The sequence below is a fragment of the Paraperibacillus marinus genome, from assembly GCF_046237605.1.
Taxonomy (GTDB): Bacteria; Bacillota; Bacilli; order Bacillales; family DSM-1321; genus Paraperibacillus; species Paraperibacillus marinus.
In genome coordinates, this window is the sequence record NZ_CP143542.1 from 4,185,568 (window position 1) to 4,200,567 (window position 15,000).

The following is a 15,000-nucleotide window of genomic DNA, read 5'->3' on the forward strand; positions in this document are numbered from 1 at the left end:
TCATACCCTTTGTTAGCATACAATAGGTCCCTTTTAATGTCAATGAATGATAAGCGAAAATTCCCTGCCGTCCGCATGTTTTGTCTATTTGTTCACATTTTCATCATTTTTTTACCCGAATTTTCTAATTAATATTAATGGTCCTGACTAGCCGGTCCTCCCGCCCTGCTTTTCTGGCAAAAATTACAGCCGTATACGTTCCTTTCGGAGGGATTTTATTCCGTGCGATTTCTTTTGCCAGCAGGCCGGGACGCACTCCTTCTACAACGTCCATATAACCCGCAAACCGGAGGCTCGCTTTTTCATAGAGGGCGATTCCTGCCTCATCCGCCCCTCCCGGCAGAAAGAGCTCATACCGGTAAGATTTCTCTCCGTCTCCCGCCACAAAATTGAATGACATGATCCTCGGATAGTCCGGTTCACCAATCACATAAAGATAAGGAATCTGTATCCATCTGGCATCCTCCGTGATGGTGAGGGTGCCGTCATAGACCCCCTTCTTCCGTTTTGGACCGGAGAGCGTAAGCCCGATGTCAACTCTCCTCTTTTCTCCCCCTCTTAATGTGAAAGAAAGCGGAATCCTCCAGACCACTCCATGCTCATATGCCGGCTTTTGGATGGCATACCGCTTTTCCTGATCAGAGCTGTTTTCCACTATGAAAGAAGCACTCCTTTCCCCGGTTCTTGATCTTTTAAAGGTCAGGGAGCCCGGATACAGGAATGTGTCTGCCTCAACTGCCGGCCGCAGCTGCACTCTGCCTGCCCCTTGTTCGTAGGTCCGGTATCTGATATGGTCTTTTGTCTCAAGCTGCCTGGCCGTGGTCATGAGGGCTGATTTGATCTGGAGCGGAGTCCAGTCTGGATGTGCCTGCTTCAGGAGGGCGCAGGCACCAGTGATATGGGGCGCCGCCATGCTCGTCCCATTCAGGGCTGCATAGCCGCCTGGCACGGTGCTTGTGATGGCCACTCCCGGCGCCACAAGATCGGGCTTGATCAGCCAGTTCATCGTGACCGGCCCCCTTGAGCTGAAGACAGCCAGCCTGTCTTTATCGGTTTTAAAAAGAGTATTTATATAGGAAGAAGTCGATTTTAGATAAAAGCCATCAGCTCCAGAGATGGAGGCTGCCGGTATACCGGCCGGTTCTTTGATCGCTGCCTGGAAGCTTCCCTTCGTATTGTTGTATAACAGGACAGCGGAGGCACCTGCCTTTTCTGCATTTTTCACTTTCTCCGTGAACGTAAGGCTGCCTCTTTTGATCAAGACCACTTTTCCTGCCGTCCCTTTCAGGTCTTCCAGCCGTCCAATTCCTCCGTCAGTAATCTTTCCCATTAGCTTCCTGTTCCAATATCCTGCTCCCCGCACGTGATGGAGAGCCATCTCTTTTCTCTGGCCGCCCATACCGGCTTTCAAATAGGGCAGGGATATCGGCGGTGTGGAAGCTCCGACAGAAATGGCAAGCGAGGAGGTGCCGGGCGAGCCGACACTCCACATCTGCGGGCCGGAGTTCCCATTGGATGCGACAGCGGTGATACCTTTTCTCACGGCTTCATCGACTGCCAGGCTGATTGGCAGGTCAGGGCCGTTGATGCTGTTTCCAAGCGACAGGTTGAGAATGTCCACTTTGTCCCGGATGGCTCTGTCGATTGCCTTCAGGACGGTTTCCGTCGACCCTTTTCCGCCCGGTCCGAGCGCCCGGTATATATAAAGCTCAGCTTCGGGTGCGATGCCCCTGATCTTCCCATTGGCCGCGATGATGCCCGCTACATGGGTGCCGTGAAGGGTGGCGTTTTTTCCGGAAGCCTCCAGCGGCTCAGAATCCCGGTCGATAAAATCATAGCCGCCCCGATAGGACCGCCTCAGATCCTCATGACGGTAGTCTGCGCCCGTATCAATGACCCCAACCTTGACTCCCCTGCCCGTGAGCCGCTCATTATGTTCATTAAACAATCCCCGTACTTCATCTCCGCCGATGAAAGGCACACTTTCACCAAGTTCAGCCATATAAATCTGTGATTCAGAGATATGACTTACAAAGCGCTCCTTCCGCAGCTGTCTGATTTTGCTCCTAGGCCCTTCGACCGCCACGGCGTTGATCGCCTCGAACGAATCCCGGACAGATAACCCGGACCGCTCAAAGCTGCCCCGCGCGTCTGACTGAGACGTTCCCGGACCGAGCAGCACAACAGCAGCAATCCGCTCCTTTTCATAGCTGTCAGGAAACGGAGGAAGCTCCGCTTCCGCCGAACTCCCCGCAGCCCAGCCGCTCAACAATAACAGCACCAGTCCCAAAATCCTAACCCCCATCACATCCACTCCCCTCTGTCCCGTTAGCGTGCGCTTAACGGGAGGAGGGTATTCCAGGGGAGAATGATGGGGGGACTGTCCCCCATTTCCCAATTATTTCCCGGCGCAGAAAAGCCCGCCAATCGGGTGATTGACGGGCTTTTGTTATAGGGTCAGGTCTTCTGGCCTTTTTTCGGTCTGGTTGAAGAAATAGCGGATGGCGTCACAGATCCGTTTGGAGGCCTGTCCGTCTCCGTATGGATTGGATGCTCCGGCCATCCTGCCGTGGGCTGTGCTGTCGCTCAGCAGTTCGTCGGCAAGGCGGAAGATGTCTTCTTCCTCAGTACCGGCGAGTTTGAGGGTGCCGGCTGCGATTCCTTCCGGCCGTTCTGTTGTGTCCCTCAAAACGAGTACCGGCACCCCGAGAGAAGGAGCTTCTTCCTGTACACCGCCCGAGTCTGTGAGGATGAGATGGGCCCGCGCCGCAATGTTATGGAAGTCAAACACATCGAGCGGTTCGATCAAATGGATGCGCGGTTGATTCCCAAGAATTCTTCCCGCAATCTCCCTGACAGCCGGATTCAGATGCACAGGATATACCACCTGGATATCTTCATGCTTCTCGAACAGGCGGTTCACCGCACGGAACATATTCTCCATCGGCTCGCCGATGTTTTCCCGGCGGTGTGCGGTCAGAAGCACCAGCCTGTCATCCCCAAGGCCTGACAGAACGGGATGGCTGTACTCATCCCTGACGGTCGTCTTCAGGGCATCAATGGCTGTATTTCCGGTAATAAAGATGCTGCTTTCTTCCTTGTTTTCCTGCAGCAGATTGGCGGCTGCCTTCTCTGTCGGGGCAAAATGAAGGTCTGCGAGGACTCCTGTCAGCTGCCTGTTCAGTTCCTCCGGAAAAGGAGAGAGTTTATTCCACGTCCTGAGCCCGGCCTCTACATGGCCGACCTTGATCTGATTATAGTAAGCCGCAAGGCCTGCCACAAATGTCGTCGTTGTATCCCCGTGGACCAGGACGATATCCGGCTCCGCTTCCTTCACGACAGCGTCGAGTCCTTCAAGCGCCCTTGTTGTGATTCCGGCAAGGGTCTGCCGTTCCTTCATGATGTTGAGGTCATAATGCGGCACGATGGAAAACAGCTTCAGCACCTGATCCAGCATTTCTCTATGCTGAGCGGTGACTGTCACAACGGATTCAAAGTATTGCGGATACTTTTGGAGCTCGAGCACAAGCGGAGCCATCTTCACAGCTTCTGGCCTTGTCCCAAAAATGGTCATTACTTTTATCGGCTTCATCATAATCCCCAGTCCTCTTATTTACATTGTTCCAAACAGACGGTCGCCGGCATCGCCGAGTCCTGGCACAATATATCCTTTTTCATTCAATTTTTCGTCAAGGGCCGCAATGTAGATATCCACATCAGGATGCGCTTCCTTTAAAGCTTCCACACCTTCTGGAGCGGCAATCAGGCACATAAAGCGGATGCTGGTGGCGCCGCGTACTTTCAGGGATTCAATGGCCGCAATCGCAGATCCGCCGGTTGCGAGCATCGGATCGACCACAATGAAGTCTCTTTCTTCAATGTCACTTGGAAGCTTCACATAATACTCCACAGGCTGGAATGTTTTCGGATCGCGGTAAAGGCCGATATGGCCGACCTTGGCAGCCGGGATCAATTTGAGCATTCCATCCACCATGCCGATGCCGGCGCGGAGGATCGGCACAAGGCCCAGCTTCTTTCCTGCAAGCACCTTAGAAGTCGCTTTTTGGACCGGAGTCTCGATCTCTACCTCTTCAAGCGGAAGGTCGCGGGTGATTTCAAATGCCATAAGCGATCCGACTTCGTCCACCAGTTCGCGGAATTCCTTTGTTCCCGTTTTTTTATCACGAATGTATGTAAGCTTGTGCTGAATAAGCGGATGGTCAAAAACAAAAACCTTTCCCATTGAAATCGCTCCTTTATATTCGATTATGATACTTCGACTTATTTTACAGAAAAAAAACAGAATCATCAATCTTACAGTGAAAAAGGGCAGACATTTCCTGCCGCCGCAAAAAGCCGGCCCCTATAAATCAGGCCGGCATGTTTGTTTTTAAAGCTCTTCGTATAGCTTGAATCTGCTCGTCAGGTTCTCCACGCGCTCCTTGGCTTCCTTAAGCGTTCCTTCATCCTCAGTATTCTTAAGGGCCAGGCCGATGATGGAAGCAATCTCGTCCATATCGCTTTCTGTAAAGCCGCGGGAAGTGACAGCAGCTGTACCGATCCTGACTCCGCTGGTTACAAAAGGACTTTCCGGATCGAAAGGAATCGTATTTTTGTTCACCGTGATCCCGATTTCATCAAGAACATGCTCCGCTTTCTTGCCTGTTAGATTCATAGAACGCACATCCACCAATAAAAGATGATTGTCCGTTCCGTCAGAAACTAGGTTCAAGCCTTCCTTTTTCAAACCTTCTGCCAGACGCTTTGCATTCTTGATAATGTTCTCAGAGTAAGTCTTGAACGAATCCTCGAGCACTTCACCAAAGGAAACTGCTTTTGCAGCGATAACATGCATAAGCGGACCGCCCTGGATACCAGGGAAAATGGACTTGTCTATTTTCTTCGCAAACTCTTCCTGGCAAAGAATCATTCCGCCGCGCGGACCGCGAAGGGTTTTATGAGTAGTGGTTGTAACAAAGTGTGCATGCGGCACCGGGTTTGGATGGAGTCCTGCGGCGACAAGTCCCGCGATATGCGCCATATCCACCATGAGGTATGCACCGACTTCGTCTGCGATCTCCCGGAAACGCTTGAAGTCGATCTCGCGCGGATACGCACTCGCACCGGCAACAATCAGCTTCGGCTTGCTTTCGCGGGCTTTCTCAAGAACTGTATCATAGTCGATGCGGTGTGTGTTTTCATCCACACCATACTCGACAAAATTATATTGAACACCGCTGAAGTTAACCGGGCTTCCATGTGTCAAATGGCCGCCGTGGGAGAGATTCATTCCAAGAACCGTATCGCCTGGCTCAAGGATCGTAAAGTACACTGCCATATTCGCCTGTGCGCCGGAGTGCGGCTGGACATTGGCATGCTCGGCCCCGAAGATTTCCTTCGCACGGTCGCGGGCGATATCCTCCACCACATCCACGTGCTCACAGCCTCCATAATAGCGTTTGCCAGGATAGCCTTCTGCATATTTATTCGTCAGCACAGATCCCTGAGCTTCCATTACTGCTTCACTTACAAAGTTTTCTGAGGCAATCAATTCAATTTTTGTACGCTGTCTTTGAAGTTCATCCTGAATGGCACTAAATACCTTTTCGTCCTGTGTAGCCAAGTGTTTCATGTAAATCCCCCTCATTTTTCGCGTATGTTCAGCAGAACCGCACGTTTCTTTGTATAACCTGCAAAATTGTGCGGCTTTTTAAAATTCCATTCTCATTCTATCATTAATCACTTTGGTGCGACAATCTCTAAAAAGAAGAAAATCGATATAGAAAACAAACATGAATTTTCTACTCACAGCCCATGCATGGAAAGGAACCGGGACAAGAGCAGGAACAAACACAATAAGGCGGTGGAGCGGAGTAAGGCGCAGGCAGGAATGCCAGCCAGATAAATGATGGTCTTACCCCGCTGCATGAAGCCTTATGATACATGCACCTCCGCCTTTTTTCACAGAATAATCAGGAATAACAGGCCCTCTGCCCGCCAATCAGCTTCGGCCTGGTCCTTGCCATAGTCAAATGGGCATGGCCAACCCGGTTCTGCCTGCCCCTGACCGGGATGGCCACATGCTTTAGATGCATCCCGATGAATGTGTCCCCGATATCTATCCCGGCATCTGCCTTGATATGCTCGACCACCGCGGCATTTTTCGTAGAATTGAAGGCCGCGGTGGCGAGGGCGCCGCCGGCTTCCCTGATCGGAATGACCGTTACTTCCTCGAGGCCCAATTTCTCAAGCGTTTCCCTGGAAATAACGAGCGCCCTGTTCAGATGCTCGCAGCACTGGACGGCAAGCTCGATGCCGGTCCTATTCCGGAATTCATCCAGCACTTCAAACAGCATGGCGGCCACTTCATGAGTCCCTGCCGTGCCGATTCTCTTTCCGATCACTTCACTCGTGCTGCAGCCTACAACCAGCAGCTTTCCGGGAGCAAGTGAAGACTGTTCCTGAAGGTCATCGAGCGCTTCAGCGAGTTCTTTCCTCCAGAGGGCCAGGCTTTCCTTAGACACAGTTTCTTCCATGCTTATCTCCCCTTTTATTTATAATGAATTCAGATGTTTTTATTCTCGTACTCTTTTATCTTTCCGACCCTGTTTTCATGCCGGCCTCCCTGATATTCAGTGGACAGCCATATTTTTGCAATGTCGAGCGCAAGCCCTGGGCCAATCACCCGCTCACCCATCGCCAGTATATTGCTGTCATTATGCTCCCTTGTCGCCCTGGCGCTGAATGTGTCATGCACCAGCGCACAGCGGATGCCCTTTACCTTATTGGCGGCAATACTCATGCCGATTCCCGTCCCGCAGATGAGAATACCGCGGTCATACTCTCCGCTTGCCACCTTTTCTGCAACCGGAAGAGCGTAATCCGGATAATCCACAGAATCCGCACATTCACAGCCAAAATCCTCGAATGGAATTTCCATGTCAATTAAAAGCTTCTTTATTTCTTCCCTGATTACAAGCCCGCCGTGATCTGAAGCAATCGCTACCTTCATCGTGTCCCCTCCGTTTTCATATCATCTTCCTTTTATTGTGCCATAGGGCTTCTAAAATATAAAGCAAGCTTGTTTTCGCCTAATAAAAAAGCCTGAATCCGGATGTTCGGGATTCAGGCTTCTTATTTACATATGAAATTTCACGATGGTCTCTTTCAGCTGATTGGCCTGTCCTTTCAGGTCAATCACCAGTTTTTCCACGGTCTGCATGACGGCACTTTGATCCTGTGCTGCCGCTGCCACTTCTACAGCTCCTGCAGATGTCTGCTCGGCAATCGCCGCCACTTCCTGGGACTGGGCGGATGTTTCCTGGATGCTGACCATCTGCTTGTCCACAAGTCTCGTGATATCACTGACGGCATCTGCTACATTGTTAACAGAAAGCGTCATTTCTTCAATCACTTCATTGGTTTTGGTTCCTTTTCCTGCTTCTGCTTTCGCTGCGTCCACCTGCTCAGTGATCTGGAGCACCACGCCCTGTACATCCTGCTGGATGTTTTGGATAAGTCCTGAGATGCCCTGCACGGCTTTGGCGCTTTCATCCGCAAGCTTCCGGACTTCCTCCGCCACCACGGCAAAGCCTTTCCCATGCTCACCGGCCCTTGCCGCCTCGATGGATGCATTCAATGCAAGCAGATTGGTCTGCCCCGCAATATCGCCGACAAGCTGAATGATTTGTTCCACCTTCTTAGCATTTTCTTCAAGTCGCTTAACCGCCTCAAGAGAATGACGGCTGTCATCTGCAAGCTTCTGTATGCCTGAAATCAAGGAGTGGATCACTTCCTTGCTGCCTATAAGCTCCTGCACCATTTCTGCTGATCGTTTGGATGAAGCTCCTGCTTTATCCTGGACGTCACGGGCGATCATGATAACATCCTCCACCGACTCGGCCGTCGTCTGGATGGATGATGCAGAATTGTCAGCACCTGCGGCTATCTCCTGAATCGCCCTCGAGATTGTCCCGGCCTGTTCTGCAGCTCTTGAGGATTCCTGAGAGATATAAATGACTTTCTCATTGGTTTCATTGAAGTTCTGGTCAATCTTCTGCACCATTTCCCTCAGGCTGCCGAGCATATGGTTGAAGGCAGTTCCAAGAGAGCGGATTTCATCATCCGATTTTGCAAGCTTCAGGTCTTCTGACAAATCCCCCTCTGCCGCCTTGAGCGCAGCCGCTTCAAGTGCATGCAGCGGCTTGGTCAAAAATCCTGCCGCGAAGAAGGCCAGCACCCCTGACCAGCCGATGCCCAGGGCCAGTGTGATCGGAATAAATAATTCCTTAGAGATATAGCTGCTTACAAATGGATGAACCGCAAAAATGAACACAGCACTTGTGGTATACGTGACGATCGCCAGCAGTGTTGTTAAAATAACAAGCTTTTTCCTCAGTCCGAACTTATAGCGCTTTTTCGCCAAATTCTTCTCCCCCATTGGATGAACGTTTATTTCTGCAGTCTGTCGGAAAGGCTCTGGATAATAGACTGCAATTCACGAAAGGTCTCCCTGTATATATCGGCAGAACCTCCAAAAGGATCAACAATATCTGAATCTTTTTTATCTTTACCAGCAAATTCTTTTAAGGTATATGTTTTTCCGGCAGCCTGCGGGTAGTTGATGATCAGCGAAGACTTGTGGCCCTCCGTCATCGTCAGCACATAGGTGGCCCACTCCAGATCTGAAGCATCCACCTGCTTAGAGATGTGATCATGGGTGATGGAGTTCTCATCCAGCACATTCTTTGCATGGAAGGAAGCCTCCTGCCCGTCCATCGCAAACACCCCGGCTGACCTTACGTTCACACCCGGCAGATTCATATTCTTCAATATGGCCTCAGCCATCGGGCTCCGGCATGTATTTCCTGTACATACAAATAAAATGTTTACCATCACGACGCCTCCTTGGTTCCATTATAATCCACTCTGGACAAAAAAATAAGACAGCTCTGTTCCGCTGTCCTGGGAAAGACTTCATAAAAAATATCCTGATTAAAAGAAAAAACGTCCCAAATCAAGAAGCTTGAAGCCGAAGGCAAACAGGATGGCGCCGCCCAGTAGTAAGCTGTACTTGCCAAGCATTCCCTGGACCTTCCGGCCGAGGATCAGCCCTGCCCATGTTAATATGGCAGCCGCTGTGCCAAAACAGATGAGCACGAGTGCGGTTCTTGCCCCGTATATACCAAGTGTAAGGCCGACTGAAAAACTGTCCAGGCTCACACTGACTGCAAACATGATCAAGCCGGCGCCGACGGGAGCCACTTTCGTTTCACCGCTTCCCTTCAGGCCGCCAAGCAGCATCTGGATTCCAAGGATCATCAGCAGGAGACCGCCCGCATAGCCGGCAAACGTACCAAATGTCCCGGACAGGAACCGGCCGCCTGCCATGCCGAGGAGCGGCATCAATATATGAAAAATGCCTACTGTCACACCTATAAACAATACCCTTCTCATCCTCATCTTGAACATCCCCATGCCAAGGCCGATCGAGAACGCATCCATCCCAAGCGCAAACGCCATCGACATCAAGGAAATCAGTTCACCCATAAATGTCACAATTCCTAACCCCCTCGGACTAGCCTGCTCTAGCATATGCATGTCCTTTTAGGGATAGAACCTCCCGTTTTTTCAATAGGCGGGGGCTGCAGACTTGAACCGGATCCAGGGAAGATGCACCTGTTCCCGGGAAAATCCGGAAGCCTGCCCGGAACCTCTGAAAGGAATCGGAACTCAGTCGAAACACGGATATGGAGAGGTATGCCCGAAAGATAAAAGATGTTACAAAATCTTATTAAGAAGTCTATTGCTATGTACAGCTCCGTTTCTTTTCCACAGAAAACAAAAATGAGTTTTCTACATGGAACAGGACCTGGTCAAAAGCAGGAATAAACACAATAAGGCGGTGGAGCGGAGTAAGGACACTAAGAATGCCCGCAAGATACATAATATTTATACCTAACTGCTGGAAGCCTTATGATACATGCAGCTCCGCCCCTTTCCACACAAAAAAAGCAGGGAATCAAAGTCCCCTGCCCATTCACTCACTGATCATTCTGTGCCCGGCCGCTTTTGTAAGACGGTTCATGACGGCCTGCCCCATCCCTTCAACCGGGTAGGTTTCTCCGAAAATGATTTGAACATTCAATTCATCGAAACGGCGCAGCGCCCCATACAGCCCGGAAGCGACAGAGCCCAGATCGCTCCTGCTGCCGGCTGTAAGGACTTCATCCGCCCTGTAAAAGTCTGCATTCTCTTCTGTCGTCAGGACTCCCACCTTAAAGCCTTCCGCCCGTCTTTCATCGATCAGGCTCTGCAGGAATTCCGGGCTTCCATTTACAAGCGTAAGCTCGGCCTGCGGTGCATAATGTTTATATTTCATTCCCGGCGACTTGGGCGCTTCATTTGGATCAATTAGGGAGGCATCGCTCCTCACTGTGCCGATGACCGCTTCCAGCTGTTCGCGGGTAATGCCTCCGGGACGCAGGATGACGGGAACATTCCCGGTGCAGTCGAGCACCGTCGACTCAACGCCGACTCCGGCTGCCCCGCCGTCCACAATTCCGGCGATTTTTCCGTTCAGGTCCTGGAACACATGCTTAGCCGTGGTCGGGCTTGGTTTACCGCTAGTATTGGCGCTTGGTGCCGCAATCGGCAGGCCGCTTTTTTCGATGACGGCAAGGGCCACCGGATGAGCCGGCATTCTTACTGCTACCGTATCAAGCCCTGCTGTCACCAGGCTGGATAAAGCACCCTGTTTTTTTTGAAAAATAAGCGTCAGCGGGCCCGGCCAGAATGCATCCATAAGCTTCCCGGCCTTCTCTGGCACATTCTCGGTAATATAATTCAGCTGGCTTTTCGACGCGATATGGACAATCAGGGGATTGTCTGAAGGACGTCCCTTTGCTTCATAAATTTTTCTTACCGCAGCATCATTTGTGGCATTTGCTCCAAGGCCATAAACCGTTTCCGTCGGGAAAGCGACCGTCTCGTTATCCCGCAGATAAGCTGCCGCCTCTTCAAGCTGTGAATAACTTTTTAAGTTGTCCACATGGTTATCCACTATCCAGTATTTTGTCTGCAAATTCTGCACCTTCATTTCTATACTTTCTATCTATGTGGATAAGGGCCGTTCTTATCAGCAATATAGCCCTTTTTTCCTAGTTTGGATCTCAAATATACTTTGAAAGTATAAAAGAAATTTAGAGGCGGCACAAGTCTTATCCACAAAATGTGCATAACTAATTGAAAATTGTGGGTAACAATGTGGATATGTTAAAAACTATAGCCTTTTTTGGAAAAATTCACAGGAAGTTATCCCCATCAGGTATTTTCCATGATTAAAGGCACTTAGTTCCTTTTTTGCCTGCTCTATCAAAATCTTTTCAAAACCTAGCGCCTGAAAGAGAGGTACCGAAGAACCTGAAGATGTCCCTAGATATAGCGCGGCCAGTCCCTTCCCTTTTGCGAGAATGCACACCTGCTCTAGCAGGGCAGGAAGATTCCTGGGATGGAATGCGGGAGAAAAAGCCAGTGAGCGAAGCAGGCCTGCTTTTCCAAAAGATTCATAGCCGATAACAGCCGCAATTTTTCCTTCCTCCGCTTCTGCCAGCAGGAAGTCCGTAATATGCTCTCTCACTCCGTCCTTATTCAACCCCGCCTCCAGCAGGAACTCTTCGATAAGTCGAATATCTTTCACTTCTGCCGTCCTGATCATAGCAATCCCTCTCTTTCTTTTCTATGGAAAGGGGCGGAGAGCATGTTTCATGAGGCTTCCTGCAGCTAGGTGCGACATCATTGATCTTCCTGACCTGCCTGCACCTTGTTCCGCTCCAACGCCTTATTGTGTTTGTTCCTGCTCTTGACTAAGTTCCTTTCCATGCATGAGCTGCGAGTAGAAAACTCATGTTTGTTTATACTCTATGAATATGCAGAAGGAGAGATTGCTAGAACCCTGGAAGCCAAAAGAGCCGCTCCGTACCTGGGGAGCAGCGCTTATCAGCTGAATATATCCGAAAATAATTCTACTAAAAAGAACTTAACCTTGACCGGCTCTTCATCTTCGACAGTGTATACAGGAGCTTTTTCCGACTGGACTGGTTCTTCTTCCGGCTCTGCTTCCTGAAGGGCGGTTCCTGATTCAAAAGCGGCAGCCCCACTTTTTCCTTCCGGACTGTATTCATGATCACTTCCCCCTTCTGTGTATTCAGATTCAGCTTCCTCCCGGCTGGATTCTTGTACCTCTTCCGGTTTTCCATCAGCAGCCTGAGCTGGAGCTTCTTGGGCTTCAACCGCGTTCCCTTCCTCCATCGGGCTCTGGCTGACAGCCGTCCCGTTTGAAAAATCCAGGAAGCAGAGCGGCGGGAACAGCACACACCACCAATTTGCCCCTGAGCCTGCACCTAGTGTAATCACGATCGCTTCATATGTTCCTGCCTGGTATAAATAGTTGCCATATAATTTAGTAGGAAATTCAGCTTTTCCGAACCTTACCTTCACTTCCTGATCTTCGCCCTGCTGTTTAATCACCCGCTCGGCAATTCTTTGAATCTTTTCCTGATTGCCTGATATAACCTTCCTCGCTTCTTCCTTTGAAGTTAAATCCTTCACCCATTTCGTGATTTCCTTGTTCACTTCATCTCTCACCAGCCGCTTAAGATCTTGATCCGCCGGCATATCGCTGTTTGCCAGGATCCGGAGCCTGATCGCGTCATGCGGGATCACCACCGGCTCCTCCGCCCCTGCATTCTCCGCCTTCGGCATATATAAACTGAGCACAGTGCCCGTAACCAGCAACAACATATAAATCACTGCCATATGCATCCTCAACTGTTTCATTCCCCATTCCCCCCTACAACAACCAGTCTCTCCAGCATCCCACTATCTTAAACTAGTAAAATGAAAAAAACGGGAAATGGGGGACAGTCCCCTATTTCCCGTTGATATAACAAGGGGAAATGAGGGTCAGTCCCCATTTCCCAGATAGGCGAAGACCATTCGGTCCCGGCCGTTGATGTCCTTTAGGATTTGTGTTTGGCTGTGCAGGAAGGTTTGGTCAAGGAGGCTTTTAACGGCCTGGCCCTGTTCCGCGCCTATTTCAAATCCGATGATGGCTTTAGGCTTCAAAACGAGGGGCAGCTGTTCCATGAATCTCCTGTAAAAGCCGAGTCCGTCCTTACCGGCGAACAGGGCCCGGTGCGGCTCGTTTTCTGTGACGACAATTGACATGCTCTTCTCATCTCCGGCCGGAATGTAGGGCGGATTGGAAAGAACCACATCCAGCTTCACCCCTGAGTCAATGAAGGGCAGAAGCATGTCGCCCTGCCGGAAGTCGACCTCGGCCCCAAGCTCCTCCGCATTGGCTGCGGCTACCGCAAGCGATTCGGGGGCAATATCAGAGGCAGCTACCTCAAGCCCCGGCTCCTCAAGCTTCATCGTGATGGCAATAGCCCCGCTGCCCGTCCCGATATCAGCAAGGGTGATTCCTGCCTGTTCCGGAAAAAACGCCCGGATTCCATTCAGCGCATGATATACAAGCTCCTCTGTCTCAGGCCTCGGTATCAGCACTTCCCCGTTCACCTTAAAGCGGCGTCCATAAAAGTCTTCATAGCCCATGATATATTGAACCGGAACTCCCTCGGCATGACGGAGGCAGGCATCCCTGAAGGCTTCCTTCCTATCAGGGGCAATCTCCTCATGGAGGCTTGCCAGCAGCCGGCTGCGTTCCATGCCCAACACATGCTGCAGCAGGAGCTCACCTGCGTTGGCATCGCGGCCATGGCCCATTAAAAAAGAAGAAGCCCAGCTAAGGGCTTCATATACTTTATCGAAGCTGTCATTCTTCTTCATTCTGCATGCGTTTGGACTGATCTTCAAGGATAAGCGCATCAAAGATATCATCCAATTTCCCTTCGACAATCTGATCAAGCTTTTGGATGGTCAAGCCAATCCGGTGGTCTGTCACCCGGTTCTGCGGGAAGTTGTAGGTACGGATCCGTTCAGAGCGGTCCCCTGTACCGACTGCTGCTTTACGGTTCTGATCATATTCAGCCTGTGCTTCCTGCTGGAATTTATCATACACACGGGCACGGAGCACCTTCATTGCCTTTTCCTTATTCTTGATCTGTGACTTCTCATCCTGGCAGGATACCACAGTGCCGGTCGGAAGATGCGTCAGACGAACGGCCGACATGGTGGTATTGACACTCTGTCCGCCTGGTCCGCTTGAAGCAAAGGTATCCACACGGATATCCTTCTCATGGATTTCGACCTCCACCTCTTCAGCTTCCGGGAGTACAGCGACTGTAGCCGTGGAAGTATGGATCCTTCCGCCTGATTCGGTTTCCGGCACACGCTGGACCCGGTGGGCGCCATTTTCAAATTTAAGCTTGGAATAAGCTCCATTTCCGTTAATCATAAAGATAATTTCCTTATAACCGCCAAGGCCAGTCGGGCTTGCTTCAATCACATCTGTTTTCCACCCCTGCGTCTCTGCATAACGGCTGTACATGCGGTAAAGAGTACCGGCGAACAGCGCAGCCTCGTCACCTCCGGCAGCTCCCCGGATTTCCATGATAACGTTTTTGTCATCATTAGGGTCCTTAGGAATAAGCAGCAGCTTCAGCCTTGCTTCAAGCTCCTCAAGCTGCTCCTCAAGCTCGCCCATTTCTTCCTTCACCATCTCGCGCATCTCGGCGTCAAGCTTGTCCTCAAGCATCTGCTTGGCATCCTGATACTGCTCTCTTGCCGATTTGTACTCGCGATAGGCGGCCACCGTTTCCTGGATGCCTGCCTGTTCCTTGGAGTACTCTCTCAATTTGTTGGCATCATTTATGATAGCGGGATCACTCAGCAATTCATTCAATTTTTCATATCGGTCTTCTACTGCCTGCAAACGATCTATCACGATATATTCACCTCAGTTTATCCAAAAGGCCAATTCAGGGCCGATTTATAATAATAAAGATTTCCATCTTCCATTATATATACGGATAGAAAACA

Annotated in this window: 14 protein-coding genes; all 14 read right to left on the reverse strand. The window is 50.6% G+C overall.

The genetic code is table 11. The annotated features are described in order from the left end of the window. Positions 1-124 precede the first annotated feature (124 nt). Positions 125-2,305: a S8 family serine peptidase gene (locus V1498_RS21085; protein ID WP_409296083.1), complete on the reverse strand. Its 2,181-nt coding sequence runs from the start codon at positions 2,303-2,305 to the stop codon at positions 125-127. A gap of 144 nt (positions 2,306-2,449) precedes the next feature. Continuing rightward, positions 2,450-3,595, reverse strand: coding sequence for a non-hydrolyzing UDP-N-acetylglucosamine 2-epimerase (gene wecB / locus V1498_RS21090; protein ID WP_409296084.1), 1,146 nt, complete (start codon positions 3,593-3,595; stop codon positions 2,450-2,452). 18 nt (positions 3,596-3,613) lie between these two features. Beyond that, on the reverse strand, positions 3,614-4,243 hold the full coding sequence (upp, locus tag V1498_RS21095) for a uracil phosphoribosyltransferase (RefSeq protein WP_409296086.1): 630 nt from the start codon (positions 4,241-4,243) through the stop codon (positions 3,614-3,616). Positions 4,244-4,390: 147 nt separating this feature from the next. Then, entirely contained in the window at positions 4,391-5,632 is a 1,242-nt protein-coding gene (glyA, locus tag V1498_RS21100) for a serine hydroxymethyltransferase (protein WP_409296087.1), read from the reverse strand. 340 nt (positions 5,633-5,972) lie between these two features. Further along, positions 5,973-6,536 (reverse strand): TIGR01440 family protein, encoded by a 564-nt coding sequence (locus tag V1498_RS21105; RefSeq protein WP_409296089.1) that lies wholly within the window; start codon positions 6,534-6,536, stop codon positions 5,973-5,975. A 29-nt stretch (positions 6,537-6,565) separates the two neighbouring features. Then, positions 6,566-7,012 (reverse strand): ribose 5-phosphate isomerase B, encoded by a 447-nt coding sequence (rpiB, locus tag V1498_RS21110; protein WP_409296090.1) that lies wholly within the window; start codon positions 7,010-7,012, stop codon positions 6,566-6,568. A 126-nt stretch (positions 7,013-7,138) separates the two neighbouring features. Then, positions 7,139-8,440 (reverse strand): methyl-accepting chemotaxis protein, encoded by a 1,302-nt coding sequence (locus V1498_RS21115; protein WP_409296092.1) that lies wholly within the window; start codon positions 8,438-8,440, stop codon positions 7,139-7,141. An 11-nt stretch (positions 8,441-8,451) separates the two neighbouring features. Next, entirely contained in the window at positions 8,452-8,895 is a 444-nt protein-coding gene (locus tag V1498_RS21120; RefSeq protein ID WP_409296094.1) for a low molecular weight protein arginine phosphatase, read from the reverse strand. Between the two features lie 99 nt (positions 8,896-8,994). Further along, positions 8,995-9,561 carry a manganese efflux pump MntP family protein gene (locus V1498_RS21125; RefSeq protein WP_409299407.1) on the reverse strand — a complete coding sequence of 189 codons (567 nt, stop codon included), beginning with the start codon at positions 9,559-9,561 and terminating at the stop codon, positions 8,995-8,997. Between the two features lie 478 nt (positions 9,562-10,039). After that, positions 10,040-11,083 carry an L-threonylcarbamoyladenylate synthase gene (locus V1498_RS21130; RefSeq protein WP_409299409.1) on the reverse strand — a complete coding sequence of 348 codons (1,044 nt, stop codon included), beginning with the start codon at positions 11,081-11,083 and terminating at the stop codon, positions 10,040-10,042. A 198-nt stretch (positions 11,084-11,281) separates the two neighbouring features. Continuing rightward, the gene (locus tag V1498_RS21135) at positions 11,282-11,716 is read right to left on the reverse strand and encodes a GNAT family N-acetyltransferase (protein WP_409296096.1); all 435 of its coding nucleotides are present in this window, start codon (positions 11,714-11,716) and stop codon (positions 11,282-11,284) included. Positions 11,717-11,997: 281 nt separating this feature from the next. After that, positions 11,998-12,837, reverse strand: a complete 840-nt coding sequence (gene spoIIR / locus V1498_RS21140; protein ID WP_409296098.1) for a stage II sporulation protein R — start codon at positions 12,835-12,837, stop codon at positions 11,998-12,000. Between the two features lie 126 nt (positions 12,838-12,963). Continuing rightward, on the reverse strand, positions 12,964-13,848 hold the full coding sequence (prmC, locus tag V1498_RS21145) for a peptide chain release factor N(5)-glutamine methyltransferase (protein ID WP_409299411.1): 885 nt from the start codon (positions 13,846-13,848) through the stop codon (positions 12,964-12,966). Next, entirely contained in the window at positions 13,835-14,905 is a 1,071-nt protein-coding gene (prfA, locus tag V1498_RS21150; protein WP_409296100.1) for a peptide chain release factor 1, read from the reverse strand. The genes prmC and prfA overlap by 14 nt, the downstream gene beginning before the upstream one ends. Positions 14,906-15,000 lie beyond the last annotated feature (95 nt).